The sequence below is a fragment of the Pseudoalteromonas sp. SWXJZ94C genome (genome assembly GCF_015864385.1).
GTDB lineage: Bacteria > Pseudomonadota > Gammaproteobacteria > Enterobacterales > Alteromonadaceae > Pseudoalteromonas.
In genome coordinates, this window is record NZ_JADYXF010000026.1 from 55,481 (window position 1) to 72,313 (window position 16,833).

The following is a 16,833-nucleotide window of genomic DNA, read 5'->3' on the forward strand; positions in this document are numbered from 1 at the left end:
AAGCATTTAACACGCTTAGGCTTTGAGTTACTTAATTTATTTAAATTTAGTCAACGCTGTCGGTAATAGTCCGATTTAACGTCATTTTATAACCAGAACTCGTTGTTTCATCATGCTCTAAAATTAATATGTAGTTACCCTCTTGAGTAAAGTCCATATCGCCTTCTTGAATAAGCACAATTTGCTGACCATTATCTTCAAATACAGCATAAACAGTGTAAATTTCGTTATCTACAACCTGCTCTTCTTGATCGTATTTATCAAGCCCGTCAACCACGTTAGTTGTATCGTCTACTGTTTCGCCATTAAGTGTAAAGTACACATCAATGTCTGAAACCGACTGCCCAGCATAGCTTTCAATAAGGTTTACAACCGATACAGTATGGCTGTAACTACTTGGTGTTAGGTTTTCTTCAACGCTCATCATACGTAAACCGTTATCAGCGTCGTTATAAAAAATACCAACCGCGCTTTGTTCACGCTCAAGTGTCATTAAAAAGTTATCAGCAAGCTTAGTGCCTGCCTCATCATACATAGCCACACTGTAACTATTAGGCGAAAGCTCAACATAATCTGTGTATGAGTCGCTTGTTACCGTATTTGTTGTATTTACAGTTGTACCGCGTGTAGTCGAAAAACTTACAGGCGAGTAATCATCAACCGTATTAATAAAGCGTAACTGCCCTAATGCAGATTGATGCTTAAGCTCAGTTACATAGTTATTGTCGGTTACTACATCGAGTGTAATACCGTCATCTTCTGTTGCGTAGCTTGGGCGAATAATTGCCACATAACTTGCTTCGTCATATAAATAAACAGATGCCGACTCATACACCACATCGCTACTACCTGCTGGTGTAATATAAATAGTGTAATAACCTTCATCAACACCTTGTAAATCAAGCTCATTTAAATATTGTGCAGAAGCAAATAACGTCGCGCTTTCAAAAACACCGTCGTCGGTAGCCATGTAAATATCGTAGCTGGTGTCTTCACCCGTAATATTAAAAAAGCCTAAATTAAACTCACCTGTATCGCTTGAAATAGGAACACTAAGCTCTGTAAATGTAGGTTCAGCAAAGTCGCCACTCATTACGATTAACTGCGTTTTATCGCCTTTAATCGATATTTCTTGATCGCTAATTGTTATGTAGCTGTCGTTTGCATCTAAGTACTCAAAACTTACATCATAAGTACTTGTGCTGTAATTATGGCGAGTTGTTACATCAGCAAAATCAGCGCCTGAACGCTCAGTTTCTTCAACAAACAAACGTGTATAAGGGCTGTTATACGAGCCATTATACATTTGAATGTAGCCTGTTGAGCTAGAGCTATCATCAGAGCCACAGCCCGATAAAATAGTAATTAAACTTAGTGGTAATGCAGCTTTTAAAAGGGAGTTGGTCATTAAGGTTATTCCTTATTATTAATATCCCCATTATGACCCAAATGTTCTATTTTAATTTCATGATTTACAAAGCATTACCTGCACTGACACTTCTTTACGAAAACGTTAAAAAGTGTAGTAAATGTGCAAACAATAAGGACGAAGTTTACACTTGGTTAAAATGCGTTACTGAGCTATTTCAAAGCGATCACGCCCGCTATTTTTAGCCTTGTATAATGCCTGATCAGCACGTTTTATAACGCTATCAAAGGGCTCACATTGAGTATTTTTAGCAATGCCAATACTCACAGATACAAAACGTTCATCTTTAATATTAATAGTGCGTGCAACATTCAAAATATCTTCAGAAAACTGAACTATTTCATCAGTGTTACTTGATGGAAAATAACCCGCAAACTCCTCACCGCCAATGCGTGCAAAAATATTCTCATTTTCAAATAAAGCATTAATTTTTTGTGCAAACTCTTTAAGAATTTTATCGCCCATATCATGACCAAAGTCATCATTAATTAATTTAAAATGGTCTATATCAATAATTATAATTGTGTACAGTACCGCAGTCGCATTCTTAACTTCTTTGTAAAAGCAGCGCCTGTTATAAACTTGAGTTAAATCGTCTACTATAAATTCTTGCGCTAAGCGGTTATGCATTTTTTGCATAAACGATATGGTTTTAAATAAGCCATAAGCCGTAATAGTTATTCCTATGGTTCTGCAAAAACTATCTAAATAAAGGCTTATCCAATAAGGCAGTATAACTACATCCCCAAGGAGCTGTGCTGTTATACCCATAATCCATAAAATTAAACCTAAGCTTACAAATATATACGCTTTTTTTGCTAATTGTGAGCATTGTACAACCCAAAAAACAGTCACAATAATGACCAAGTTAATAAACTCAGTCGCCAAACCATAAGTATTTTTATGTAAATCTTGAAGCGGATAATTAACTAAACAGTAAATACAAAAAATAACAATATAAGAAAGTAGGCCAAGCATTAACAGCTTGTTTAACCAAGTAATATGCATAAAGCGGCTTAGCTTTAAGCTAAGCGTATCGGGAGTCATCATCTAATCTACAGCCATAATAAGCTAACATTTCAAATTTTTCTGTCCAACATGCAAAAGTGCGGTGCACAGAAAAGCTAAACACATTTATATTAAATAAGGGTACTTATTCCCCATGCGCCTAATATTAAAACTGTTAAGCCAACCATCGCCTTTGTTTTATGCTTACTAATAACACGCTCAGCTTGATTACCCGCGTAATACACCACAATCGCTAACCCAAAATAGCGAATAGAACGCGCAATTGCGCTAGCAAGTAAAAATAACCATATTGAATATTTAGTCGCCCCCGCTGCAAGCATCGCTATTTGAAACGGAATAGGCACAATGCCCAGCGTTATAACAAACCAAAAACCCTGATCTTGCATTTTTTGTTTAACGCTCTCAAATTGCTCAGGGCTCGAAAGTGTATTAATAATCCAATCACCAACTGCATCAAATAAGTAATAACCAAGCGCGTAACCAAACAATGCACCCACTACACAGCCCAAGGTCGCCATTAATGCTATAAGCCATAGCTTTTCACGACGAGCCTGCATTAACGGCACTAGCACCGCTTCAAGCGGAATAGGCACTATTGTGGACTCTAAAAACGACGCCACTGTAATTCCCGTAAGCATGTGTTTAGAATCTATAAACTGACGTGTTTTTTGTTTAAGCTTTTTTTGAATCACCATTAAAACATCCTTTTGTATCATCAAGTAAATGGTTAATTATAGCGGCGGTTAAAAGCTCAATAACAACGTTAAATATTCAATATACAATTACTTATATTAATATTTATTGCAGCTAATGAAGTTTTAACCCGTTGAAATGAGTAATGCTTTAATTTAATTTGTATTGCCCATAAGGCTAAGCATTTCACATATAATGACATAACAAAATTAATGTAAACTTAAAATCCATAATAAATAAGCGCTTATAAAAAAAGCCCTTAAAAAGGGCTTATAAATATAAAATTTTATTTAGTATCGCGTTTAATTTCCTGTGTTATATACATCAAATTGCCTTTCTAGCTCAACAGAGGTTTCACCGCTAACTAAAGCAATAACACGTGTTTTTCTTCCCGCGAGCGACTTTGGAATATTTTTTGAATTAATAAACGTCTGTTCTTTTATCTCAATATTTTTAACGTTATGCGCTAACAAAGCCGTTTTAACACTCTCCACTCGCTTTAAAGCAAGCTTACGATTGTATTGTAATGACCCCTCAGTGCTCGTATCACCAATTAATAAAATAGTGATATTAGGTAAATCCACCACACTTTTTGCAAAGTTAGATATCTTTAGCTTAGCAGCATCTGTTAACGTAGATTTATCGTAACCAAACTCAATTACAATATTTCGAAAGGTTGCAACCTCTTTTTCGCTTGGGCAACCATCATTATTAGTAATCACTTCAATTGGCGTATCTGCGCATTTATCTCTGGCGTTAATAACACCGTCGCGGTCTTGATCAAATAAATCGTTTGATTGAATTTGATGCTCATACTTTTTCACATCACTCGCACAGCCAGATAGCAGTAACGCAGCACTTAAAAACATAATACTTTTCATACTTATCTATCTCCTAATAGCCATGCATCAGGCTTATCAACTCTCAAAGCTTTAACTAATCGCCCAGTAGCGTTTATTAATCTAAAGCTCGCTTCACGCTGATCATAATCCGATTCAATATAATTACGACGAGCAGTAAAAAGCTCAATTTGAGAATCAAGCACGTCTAAAAGTGAACGTCGTCCTAAATCAAACTGACGCTCATAACCTCTTTGGGCAACCTCTGCAAAGCCAACATTTTCTTGATAAAAGCCTTTTTGTTTCGCTAAAAACATATTTGCATTCCATGCAAAATTAGTTGCTTCTTCAACTTGGCGGTGCGTAGTATCTTTAACCGCTACCGCTTCTTGGTAACGCCATTTTGCCGCATCAGTTTGTGCATTAGTACGTCCACCGCTATACAAATCGTAGCTCATAGTAAGCATTACTCGCCCGTTTTCATCGCGACCAGGTGCACCTGTAATATTGTTATTATCAGCCACATCAAATTCTAAGCTTACTTTTGGCCAATAATCACTTTTTTCTCTTTCGATTTGACTATTAGCGGCTTCAATATCAAAAATAGCAGCGGCTATTTCTGGATGTGATTTTTTAGCAATACTAACAGCGTCTTCAAGAGTTGCAGGTAAGTATGTTTCATCCGCTTTTGGAATCATTAAATCTTCAGGATATTGCCCTACTAAATCATAATAATTTGCTTTAATGTCTTGCAAGTTATTTTGCGCAGCTAAATGGCTTGATTGCGACGTAGCAAGTCGAGATTGCACCTGAGCTACATCGGCATCACTTGATAAACCACGTTTACGACGTTGTTCAATATCATTTAATATTTTTCTGTGTATTTCGATATTTTGCTCAGACAAGTGCACCAACTCAACCGATTTAAGTAAATCTAAATATACCTGCACAACTTCAAGGCTAATATTTTCAGCAGCCGATATAAGACCTAATTGATCAGCTTTTGCTTCATTATCTAATCGTGCAACCTCAGATGAGGTTCTGAAACCGTCAAACAACATTTGTGTTATTTTTAAACCAATTTCTCTACGATTTAATTCACTATCAAGTTCTTGGCCTGATTTATAATTAACATTTTCATATCCGTATGCTGCATATAAACGAACTTGTGGTAAATATTCACTAAACGCACTGCGTTTATCACGATATTTAGCTTCAAAGCTCGCATATTTTTGCATTAATCTCGGATTAGTATTTAACGTCTCAGCTACGGATTGTTCAAGCGTTAACGCATGCGATAATCCTGGGGTTAAGGCTAAAACAGAGAGTAGTCCTAATGTACGCATTTAATCTTCCTATTATGGTTCACGCATTGCATTGGCTTTTGCTCTAAGCAAAGGTTTAAGCCAATAATCTAAAACAGTTTTTTTTCCAGTAATCACATCTACCTGTGTTTGCATTCCTGGAATGATAGGTTGCTCTGCTATTTGGCTTATTGTTGTTTTAATATAAGCTTGGTAGTAAGCAGTTCCATCTTCAAGATACTGAGCATCAGCACCTATATAAGTGACCTCACCTTCAAGCCCTCCATATATTACAAAGTCGTAAGCAGTAAATTTAACTTTTGCTTTCATACCCACTCTAATAAAGCCAATATCTTTTGGTTGAATTTTGGTATCAATTAAGAGCAAATCATTCTGAGGAACAATTTCCATCATTACCTCACCGGGGTCTATAACACTGCCAATAGAGCGCGACACAATATTTTTTACAGTTCCGCGCACCGGCGATCTTACTTGTGCTTTAATAAGCCTATCTTCTAGCGACTTGCTACTTTGTTGAATTTTAGCCAGCTCGTTACTTACTTCATCTAATTGATTTTGTGAATCTGCCAAATAATCAAAAACAATTGCTTTACGCTCTTCTTTAACTTGGCTTTTTGCCGCTTTTAATTGCTGTAACAACGCATTCGCTTGGTTTAGTTCGCCTTTCATAGCAATTTCATCACGCTGTAGCTTAACTAATTCCATTTCAGCAACGGCTCCGGCATCTACCGCCCCTTGTGTTAGCAGCACTTCTCTGGCGATAAGTTTTAAGTTTTGTTTAAGTGCCGATATATTTGCACGTTGCTCAACACTTGCTTGCTCTTGCTGCATTAAGTTTTGAGTGCGTTGCTGAAGCTGAGATTCTAACTGAGTAAGTCTTGAGGTATACGTATTGTATGCTTGTTTGTATACATCTACGGTTATATCTTTTCGAGGTATTTCTAAACGATCTATATCGGCACCAAAACTACTTTTATCATTTAAAACAACACTTTTAAGCTCTGCCACCAAACGATTACGCCTTGCTAATAACGACGTAAGTTCTTGGTTTGATTCTGCATAAGCAGCTGCAAAACGAGTCTCATCAATTAATAACAGCGGATCCCCCACCTCAACAAGCTGACCTTCTTTGACTAATACTTCTTTTAAAATGCCACCATCAAGATTTTCTATAGTTTGAACACGCTGTACTGGTATAACAGCACCTTGGCCTACAACAACTTCCTCTAGCTTAGCAAATTTAGCCCATAAAACCACAGTAAAAAGCAATACAAAAACTATAATAACCAATCTCTTAGCTTGTTTAGCAGCTTGTAGCTGCCCCATATATAAATCAGCCATTAGTTAGATGAACTCCCAGTCTCTGTTTTATTCACCCTTGTCACTTTTTTACTTACTAGCTTTACACCACCATGCACTTTATTACTAAATAATGAGCTTGGGGTTTCTATACTTTTTAAGCGACCATGGTCGAGCACAAATATTCTGTCGCATATAGACAGCATATCTTTACGGTGACTCGAAATAACAACCGTTTCAGTGCGCTCTTGAAGGGTTTTAATAAGGAGCTTTTCGTGCCCGTCGTCCATTGCCGACGAAGGCTCATCTAAAATAAGTAATGCGTTATCGTCTTTTAACAAAGCGCGGGCAATACATACAGCTTGACGTTGTCCGCCCGATAAAAGCCGACCAAACTCGCCTACTTGAGTTTCAAGCCCCGATTCTAAACGGTCAATAAATCGGCTTACGCCAGATTTAACTAACGCATTGGTTAAGTTTGTTGGGGTTATACTTTGTGCGCCTAGAGTAATGTTTTCAAGCACTGTGCCATAAAACAAGCTGGGGCTTTGCGCTACCCAGCCACTTTGTTTACGCAGCGCACTTAACGACCAGTGTCTTATATCTATGTCGTCAATTAAAAGCTGACCCGATGTAGCTCTGTACTGCCCAGCAATAATTGCAAGCAAGGTAGACTTACCAGAGCCTGCACGGCCATATAAACCTATTTTTTCGCCCTGCTTAATTTCAAAGTTAATACTGTGCACTGCCTCAAGTTCTTGCTCATGGTATTGAAAGCTCAAATGGCGGGCTGTAATATTGCCATTTACAGGCGCATTAATCGTGTTTTCGCCACTATTTTGTTCTTGCTCAAGCGCCATTATATTTTTAACCGACTCAATGGCTGTTTGTGTTTGTTTATATTTTAAAACAAGCCCAGCTAACGCCGAAATAGAACCCGATGCGCGCCCACTCAGCATAACAATAGCAATCAGTGCGCCCATACTTATGTCGCCATTACTAATTAAATACACACCAAACACAATAAGCGCAATACTGGTAAATTGGCTAAGGCTTCCTACGGTGTGTGTAAGCGTTGTTGCGCTGTGGCGTGATTTATTTTGCCAATCAACCATTTGTGCGAGTGTTTGTTCAAGCTTTTGCTGCGCACTTGCTTGACCGTTCATTTGTTTAAGCTCTACTAACTGGTTTAGGTTTTCGATTAAATACGCTTGGCGCTGGGTCGATAACTTAGATGCCTGCTCAACACTTTCACTCAGTCTTGCTTGTAATACTGCGCTTGTAATAACAACCAAAGTAAGTACTACAATCGGTATTAAAACAATTAAGCCACCTAACCAAAAAATAAGTGCTAAAAACAGCAATGTAAAAGGTAAATCGATTACCGATACAAGCGTTGCTGAGGTTATAAACTCTCGTACGCTGTCAAAGTCTTGCACTTGCTTTGCATAAGCACCTGCAGAGGCTGGGCGCTGCTCAAGGCGCATACCTAGCACTTTAGCGTATAGCATGCTGCTAATACGTAAATCTATTTGCCTACCTGCTGCATCGGTTAAATGCCCGCGCGCTTGTTTTAATAACCAATCAAACACAATGGCTATTGTTGCGCCGGTTGCCAGTACCCATAACGTATCAAGTGCAGCATTAGGCACAACGCGGTCGTATACGTTCATGGTAAACAACGGCACCACTAAAGCTAATAAATTAACGGTTAGCGAGGCGAGTAACAACGAGTTATAAAATGGTTTTACTTGATCCCATGCCGGCTTTAGCCAACTAGGAATACGTGTATGGAGTTTTTCTGAGCGCTCATCTGTTACATTATCGTGCGACAAGTACCAAATAAGCTCTTTATCAATATCACTTAATTGTTTAGGTTTTGCTTCATCAAGTGAGCTAAACGTACTTTTACCCTCGTTTTCAAAAAACCAAAAGTAGCCTTCTTTATCAAGCACCAAAGCAGGGTAAGCATAATGCTTTGGCGTAGTTTGCTGCTGCGCACTCACATTAATATTACTTAATGCTTGCTCTAAATGATGCGCCGAAAACTCATTACTTGGCAAACCAAGTAACAAGTTATCGCTTTGATGGCGTAAATGCAGGGCATCAGCAATGTGCTTACCGAGTGCCAGTATTTGCTCTCGGTTTAGGATTAGCTTCATTAGTTTTGATCGCCGCTGGTCATACTAGCAATCGTCTCATCATGTGCTGTATTACCACTACCAGACATATCACCATAATCAGGCGCGCTGTCGCCGCTCGCACTTGCGGTACGCGCTGAGCTAGTTGTAGCCGACTCAGAAATAGTCACGTTGATTTCCTCAGGCGAAGCTGCTTGAGTTTCACCGTTAAGTGTTGAAAATGCAGTTAACGTTAAGTCAAAACTATCGCCAGCATCCGCATTTACAATCTCAAGTGACTCAATATCATTGATATTAACAGTCCATGTACCACCTACCTTTTCACCAAAGTTAAAGTTATAACCGTCAGGTAAGCCAGTAATTTCAATAAAGCCGGTTTCATCTGCTGCTGGGTTTTGTAAATCAACATCAAGGTTAAGTGCAATATTATTAGTTGAATTACTTGTAACATCCTCAGCGGCTGTCCATAACGGCGCATCTGCTTGTGGTTCTAACTCTACAATAAAGTCTGACGTTTCAGGTGTGCCCGTTACAGTAACGGTTTCACCATTAATAACTGCGCTATCCATAGTCGCTACCTCAACGCTCATATTAAATGTGCCAAACGCAAGGCCACCAGCGTTAAAGTCAAAGTTTTCTATACCACTGCCTTCTTCGCTTGTTACGGTAGCAATATAGTTATTACCCTCTTTTGCAAAGTTAACTTTAGTACCATCGGCAAGTTCTATATAGCCATTTTCTAACCCAGCTAATGCAGATTCATCAGAATCGCCATTAATAATAACTTTAAGTTGCACTTGCTCAGTACCATCAGCCTCAGTGCTAAAGGCAGCAAGATCAATAGTTACGTTGCTATCTTCGTCACCTGAATAGTTATCTTCTGGTTTTTGACTAAAATCAAGTCTGTCGGCTACAGGGTTAACACTCACAATAAAGTTTTGTGATTGCTGTAATAACTCGCCCTGTGTACCATCTTGGCTAATCGCATTTAAGCTTAGTGTTATGTCTCCACTAAAATCCAGAGGAGGTAGTAATACAATGTTATCGGCATTTCCTTCAAGTAAGCTTCGTGGAATAGTCCAGCTCGTTGTGCCATTTTCTGAACCGTCATCACCATTATTAATTATTTGTAGCTCTTCACCTGTTACCGCATCAATTAGGGTGGCACCTTTTGGTACTCCGCTAATTGTAAAATAGGTAGTTTCGGAGTCATCTCGCGAAGTAGCCGCTAATCCCGTAAGTATAATTTCGCTGTCTTCATTGCCAGTAACGCTATTAGCAGTAAGCGTTACACCGTCTGTTACAGGTGTTACGTTTACTGTAATTGTTTGGTTAATAGTAGAGCTAGCTTTTACTTCACCTGTCGAAAGCGTGGCTCTATCTACTATTGTTGCGCTAATATCAATATCAAAGTCACCTTTAGCATTTTCAGGTGGGTTAATCCCAACACCGGCTAAATCAGCGTCAAATGTACTGCCATCACCTTTGTATAAATAACTGCCGTCAGTTTGTAACTCAAAATTACCCGAAGGGTCATATAATGTACCTCCATCTGGTAACTCAATTGTTATTGGCTGAGTAAAGTCAATTTCTTCAACACCGCCATCTTGCGAACTTGTACTTTCGTCTGTTGAGGTAAACGTAATACCAAGTGATGTATTTGTATTGTCTTCACTAATTGTCTGCGTTGCAGCGGTTAGGGTGCCACCATCAACAACAGGGTTAATATCCACACGTAGTGATTGGTTTTCATCTATTTCGCGGTCGCCACTCGGGTCTACGGCAACTATTTTTACTGGAATCTCTAATAAGCCAGAGTAGTCACTGTCGTTACTGTTAATAACCATTGTACTTAGCGAGCTTTCAGGAATTATGTACTCTATACCAGTGTCTGTTTCTACCGCAATTATACCATCGCCCTCAATAGTGAAGCCTTCTGGCAAGCTGCTCTGCTCAACATAAATAGTAATTACATCGTTATAGTTGTCATCAACATCTTGAGATAAAGCTTCGCCTAAATTAAAGTCACTTGCCTCAAAAGTAACGCTACCGCCTTCATCAGCCGTAACATCCCCAATTTGTAATGTATTAACTGGTGAGGCCGTTGTCGTTTCACCCTCTCCACCAATATCAAACCGTACTTTAAAGTTACCACTAACAAGAGCGCTGTCGTCACCGTCTTTAACACGTGCATTAACTGTCACATCAACGTCAGAACCAGTAGATGAATTAGCTTCAATAATTACGTTATTAAGTAAATCGTTTATGGCGTCTTTAGCGGCGTCACTTGTACCAGCGTCTATAGGAATAACCCAGCGGCCAGTCCCATCTGGCGAAGCTATATTTTTACCATCTTGCATGTAAATAACTTTTAATGAGGAGTTTTCTGGCAAGATAATTTCGATGTATGTTATATGCTCAGAGCCATCTATATCCTCTTCAAAGAATGATGCAACGCCAGTTAAATTAATTTGACGCTCATTACCACTTCCTTCATTAGTAATGGTTTCATTTGTGGTTTCGATACGAGTAACAGCGCCGTCAGCCTCAATGCTTGAGGCTACATCTACTTTGCCATTAACGGTTACCGCAATATTTGCATTTATATCACTTGATACAGCAGCAGAAGTATCTTGTACCGTGTAAGTTATATCAACGCTAAGCTCGCCTGAGTAATCTTCATCAGGTTTGAGCGTTACACTATCGGTATTTAAGTAGTCGGTAACATCTAGCCCACTACCAACAGCTGTTTCAACACCGTTTATATAAAGCGTTGTACCATCTGGAATACTATTAATAATTGCTTTTGTAATACTTTCAGAGCCATCAATATCTGAGAGTTCAGGATTTAATTTAAGTGAGATTTGGCTGTCTTCATTGCCAACAACATTTGTATTTAAGTTGGTGGAGTCAATAACCGGCGTAAATGTAACACTTGCCTTAATTTCAGTATCTTTAGTATTAAATTCACCGGTATCGGGCTCAGTAGTCACCACTGTAATATTAAAGTCAACGTTACCACTAAAATCAGCACTTGGTTTTAATGCATAATTATCAGCCTCGCTGGCTAACAAGCTGTACTTAGGGTTACCATTAGCGCCAATACCTACAACAGGTAAATTAGCAGGCTCTCCGGTTGTTGCATTTACAAGCGTTACACCATCAGGCAATTCTGAAATAACTAAACTAACGGTTTCTGAGCCATCGGTGTCTTCACTTTCGAATAAAAAGTCGAGCGTGAGTAATTCATCTTCTACACCGGTGGTATTTGTTAAAGTAAGCCCTGCGTCGTCGTATACCCAGTCATTATTGCTTGTTAATACGGGGGAATCTGCAACACCCACTACTTTAAAGGTAAATTCTTTTACCCCTGTTTCTGCACTATTATCAACATTACCATTTACAACTTCTTCACTAATTGCATTTACTTTAAGTGCAATTTCTTCTTGCGCTAAATGCTCAGGTAACTTAAGCGTATAATCTGCTAAATTGTCGTCAAAAATGGTGTAAACACCATCAACTGGGCTTACTTCATCTCCATTACCATCTAATAATATAACAACTTGCTCATTACCATTAGCATCTGTAAAAGTTGGTATTTCTATTTCGTACTTGAGGCGCTCAGAGCCATCTGTATCAACAAGCTGCCCGTTTATTAGGTCACTCAGTTGAGGGTTTGAATCTTCGTTAATTGTATCAACGCGCACAGCTAATTTTGGCGCGTCGGCTACTGGTTTAATCGTGACTATAACTGTTTGTTTGTCAGCCGTTGCTGTGCTGTTATTGTCTTTTTCTGTACTTGTTGCTTGAATATCAAACGTATATTCGCCAGTTGAATGTAATTTATTACTAACCGTTAAGTTATTTAGTTCACTTTGTGTGAGTATTGCACCTTCAGTTATTGTTCTGCCGCCAATTTTAAGTACTAAGTTTTCATCTAAACCTGAAATTACATAAGTCAGCTCTTCAGAGCCATCAGTATCAGTTAATGCTGCACTAATAGTGAGGTTTTCAGGTGAGTCTTCATCTAGGGTGTATTTGTAAGTATTACCAGCATCCCACTCTGGGGTATCGGCTACTGATTCAACTGAAATGGTAGTCGAATCGCTTAACTCTCGTGGTGTTCCACCATCTTTGATAGTTATTGTGGTTTCAACTTTAAATTCAACAGTATTAGAAAAATCGGAGCTATTTTCTGCTGGTTGAAAAGTTAAATTAGCGACCGTAACCGTCTCATTATCGTTGATAATTAACGTATCGCCTGTAAATACATAATAGCCATCCACAATTGTAACATCGGCACTGTTTGTAGCTAAACTACCATTAAGGTAAAGCTTTCCGCCTTGTAAAGACGCTACCTCAATTCTTATTTCACTAACCTCCTCGTTTTGGTCAGAAATATCACCTCTATCAATGGTAATGGTTACTTTACTACGAGCATTGTTAGCGTTACCGCTACCGTCAATGGCATCTTCGTTAATGTCAGTTGCAGTAACGGTTAACTCACCTTTGTAATCACTTATTGTTAAATCAATACTTCCTGTTGCGGTATCACCATCGTTGTCGATAACGGTATAGCTAATAGAGTCTGTAAAATTCTCGTCAGCGCTTTGAGCAAACTCGTCAGTTTTAATTACTACTTTACCGCTTTCGTATACTCTTAATGTGCCAGACGTATCACCGTTACCCTCACCTTTAAAGGCAACTTCTTTATAGTTACCGGTTGAATCAGAGCCTGAGTCAAACGCAGTGTACGTTGTACCACCATAAATAAATGAAGCTAATTTAGCACCATCTGCACCTGGATTATTGGTGTTACCAACAAAGTTACTGCTATCAATATCAAGCAGTTCGAGTGTTTTACCGCCGCCCTCAACAAGGTTAACAGCGACAGGTGTGGTATCTACTGTTGGTGTATCATCAGTTACTGTAATAGTTACTGCTGCGTTATTAGTATCGCCATCAGCATCAACCGCAGTTACTTCAAAGCTGATATCTTGCGTATTTGTTCCGTCAGCATCAGGGTGTTCTATTGCTGTAAATTGCTCGTAGGTATAAGAGCCGTCAGGATTAAATTTAACGCGTAAAACATCTTCGCCGTTCGCTGTAGCGATATACCAGCCATCAGCGTTTTTATCAATTATGGTAATTGCATTATTTCCATCCGCAGTACGGTAACCTTTGTCTTTAAAGGTGGTTATAAAGTCATCTGCAAGCTTAATCTCAATAACTTCATCAGAGCCTTGCGTGACTGTAATTTGCCCCGTTGTTGTTATTGAGTCATTATCTCTGAGGTTAGCCTCATCAACACTTGCAGCTGAGTCAGCTATTGCAGGGTTGGTACCGTCGTTTAATGTCACCGTGACGTTACTTATAACCTGTGAGCCATCGGTATCTTTTGTATATACTGGGATCACGATTTGAGGTGTATCTGTATCTGGATCTGTATCTGTACTATAGATATGATCTATTGCACCGGTAATTTCAAATGAAATTGAGTAGGTTGCAGACGTTTGTGCTGCTACATTTATATCTGGTAGCGTAATTTTAAAGACCTCTGTTGAAGTGCCTTCTAACACACCTTGCGCCGTACCGTCACTGCCTATCAACCAAACTATGTTAGTGGTTACTTTATTACCATCTTTATCAAGCGTGGTTTGCGTTAACTGATTGCCGCCACTATCTAAAACTGCAGCTCCATTTGCTATACCAACTTGCATGTCCACTACATCATCAAGACCAGCGGTTACTGTAAATGAGGTATCAGTATCAGTACTTGCTTGGCCATCTCCATCTTCGTCATTGTCTGCCACGCTGTTAGGTATTTCAGAAACAGTTAAATCAATATCATTTTGAGTATGCTCAGCGCCACCATCATTAACGGTAATATTTAACGTTGCTGTATCGCTATCGCCATCAGTGTCTTGCACTTCTACTTGTAGTGGTACGCCTGTTCCGCCTTCTTCGCCTGTATCGTTATCAAATGGGCGATATAATGTAAAATCGTAAGTTAAGTTTTGGCTTGCTGTACCATCAATTACAGGTAACGTTGCAATAAAGATAGTCTCTGTGCCGTCACCTGTGTTGGCGGTTATTGTACGTCCGTCGTCACTTAAGGTGTATACAAGTGCTACGCCACCGGCAGTTAAATTTGGTTGCGAGTCGGTAGAGAAAGTAAGTGATTTTAACGAATCACTGCCCAGCGTTGTACTCACGGTACCTTGTTGAGATACTGTGGTGTTATTAGCAGGGTCTAAGCCACTTTCATCAATATTGACTCGTGTTGCTGTAGGTGTAGTATCTGCAACTTCTGGCGCGCCGCCATCTTCAATGGTTATGGTAACGTTACCCGCACCGCTGATTGCTGTACTATCACTATCCTCTCCGTTAAGAGAAAGCGCAAAATCAATATCTTCTCCATTAGGGTTATCAAGCGGTAAGCTAATTGTTGTTTGTACATTAGCGTTTAAATCTTTGCCATTTTGGGTTGCGCTTACGCTAAAGCTAATCACTTCGCTGCTATTAGCAGAGCCTGTAATTGTTTTACCGTCGCTACTTAAAGCAAAGGTAATAGCTTCACCAGCACTTGTTAAATTAAGTGCGTTTAAGTTTGTGATAGTGTCATCAAAGGTGATTGAATCGGCGACTAATGCATCAGAGCCTGCCACAACAGCAAAGGGTTTGTTATTTGTTGTTGTAACGCCATAATCGCTTTCAGTATAAGTAGCTGTTTGATTTATAAAACTTGCTGCGCTGCCATCTTGTACAGTAAATGTGGCTGTACTTGTAGAGCTGCCTACACCGTCGCGATCCTCTATTGTGTATTCAATAGTAAACTGTGGTTCTGGATCAGAATATTGGTTATCAATAGCATTAAAGCTCCATGTGCCATCGCTGTTAACCGTTAATGTGCCTTCACTTGTTACTATTGTTGCTGGTGTATCGGCTGTTACATCATAGTCAGCGCCATCAAATGTTACGCTTGTAACTGTTGGTGCGCCCTCAACTACACTGTCGTTACTTACTAAGCTACCTGTTGATACTTTACCCGCATCGGTGTTGGCTTCTGTTACTGTAAAGCTGTCGTCACTACTTTGTGGGGCTGAATCGGTAATAGTAACGGCTGTTGGTACAACTACTAATTCGGTTGTGCCATCGCCATCTGTTTGTAGTGCATCTACAAAAATATCAGTAAGTAAACTTTCACTTTCGTGATCAATTGGTGCATGTAGCGTGGTAGTAAGTTCACCACCCGCAAGCGCAACACTTAACACTAGGTTACCTTGTGAGTCTTTAACCTGTAGTGATAAGCCATCAGTTGCTAATGTAACAGTTACAGCTTCACCATTTACTTTTAAACCGTTAAGACCTGATTGATTTGCACTTAGTGTAAGGTCAGCGTTATCTATTTCTATTGAGCTAGTCGCTGAACTTGTTCCGCCATTACCTGTATTGCTTTCATTAAGTATTTGGCTATCAAGCGCATCAAGTATTGGCGTGCTGTCTTCTGCAGTATTACCTGCAGAGTCTGTAACAGCCGCAACAATAGTCCACTGCTGTAAATCATCGAGCGCAGACACATCAATATCATTAACGCTCCAAGCGCCACCTATAACAGTGGTAGTTACTACTTCACTGTTGGAACCATCAGAAATAGTAAGCGTTACGGTAGAGGTATCCTCAGCATCAGTTGTACCGTTTATCGTGGTTACTTCACCCGCTTTAAATGCCTTACTGTTAATACCGTTGTCACCAGTATCAATATCAATATTAATGGTGGCGTCTTTGGTGAAAGTGGTTGAGTTAGTCGCTAAGTTGCCCTCAACGTCTAATGCGCTAACACTTGCTGTAATTTCACCATCAGCAAGCGTTGTTATGTCTGCTGCATCAACTTGCCATTGTCCATCTGCGCCAATAGCGACGTTTTCAACCGTTACTTCCTTACCGTTCACATCAGTAAATATTACGGTGGCGGTTTGATTTGCATCGGCTTCATCAATTACACCGCTTACTACTACATTACTTTGCTCATCACTATTAACTACGTCATCGCCCGCTGCCATTTGTATGGTAGTAAC

Annotated in this window: 8 protein-coding genes; all 8 read right to left on the reverse strand. The window is 39.4% G+C overall.

Going from position 1 to position 16,833, the window contains the following annotated elements:
• Window positions 1–46: 46 nt before the first annotated feature.
• The 8 genes from I6F65_RS12585 to I6F65_RS12620 all read right to left on the reverse strand — a co-directional run bounded on the left by I6F65_RS12585 (window position 47) and on the right by I6F65_RS12620 (window position 16,818).
• Entirely contained in the window at window positions 47–1,408 is a 1,362-nt protein-coding gene (locus I6F65_RS12585; RefSeq protein ID WP_024612997.1) for a hypothetical protein, read from the reverse strand.
• 165 nt (window positions 1,409–1,573) lie between these two features.
• The gene (locus I6F65_RS12590; protein WP_197113137.1) at window positions 1,574–2,476 is read right to left on the reverse strand and encodes a GGDEF domain-containing protein; all 903 of its coding nucleotides are present in this window, start codon (window positions 2,474–2,476) and stop codon (window positions 1,574–1,576) included.
• A 92-nt stretch (window positions 2,477–2,568) separates the two neighbouring features.
• On the reverse strand, window positions 2,569–3,153 hold the full coding sequence (locus tag I6F65_RS12595; RefSeq protein ID WP_024593707.1) for a YqaA family protein: 585 nt from the start codon (window positions 3,151–3,153) through the stop codon (window positions 2,569–2,571).
• A 300-nt stretch (window positions 3,154–3,453) separates the two neighbouring features.
• Window positions 3,454–4,032 (reverse strand): OmpA family protein, encoded by a 579-nt coding sequence (locus I6F65_RS12600; RefSeq protein ID WP_024593708.1) that lies wholly within the window; start codon window positions 4,030–4,032, stop codon window positions 3,454–3,456.
• Window positions 4,033–4,034: 2 nt separating this feature from the next.
• The gene (locus I6F65_RS12605; protein ID WP_024593709.1) at window positions 4,035–5,336 is read right to left on the reverse strand and encodes a TolC family outer membrane protein; all 1,302 of its coding nucleotides are present in this window, start codon (window positions 5,334–5,336) and stop codon (window positions 4,035–4,037) included.
• Window positions 5,337–5,348: 12 nt separating this feature from the next.
• The gene (locus tag I6F65_RS12610) at window positions 5,349–6,656 is read right to left on the reverse strand and encodes an HlyD family type I secretion periplasmic adaptor subunit (RefSeq protein WP_024593710.1); all 1,308 of its coding nucleotides are present in this window, start codon (window positions 6,654–6,656) and stop codon (window positions 5,349–5,351) included.
• Entirely contained in the window at window positions 6,656–8,776 is a 2,121-nt protein-coding gene (locus I6F65_RS12615; protein WP_197113127.1) for an ATP-binding cassette domain-containing protein, read from the reverse strand. Before I6F65_RS12615 ends, I6F65_RS12610 begins: the two co-directional genes overlap by 1 nt.
• The gene (locus I6F65_RS12620) at window positions 8,776–16,818 is read right to left on the reverse strand and encodes an Ig-like domain-containing protein (protein WP_231613173.1); all 8,043 of its coding nucleotides are present in this window, start codon (window positions 16,816–16,818) and stop codon (window positions 8,776–8,778) included. Before I6F65_RS12620 ends, I6F65_RS12615 begins: the two co-directional genes overlap by 1 nt.
• Between the last annotated feature and the right edge of the window lie 15 nt (window positions 16,819–16,833).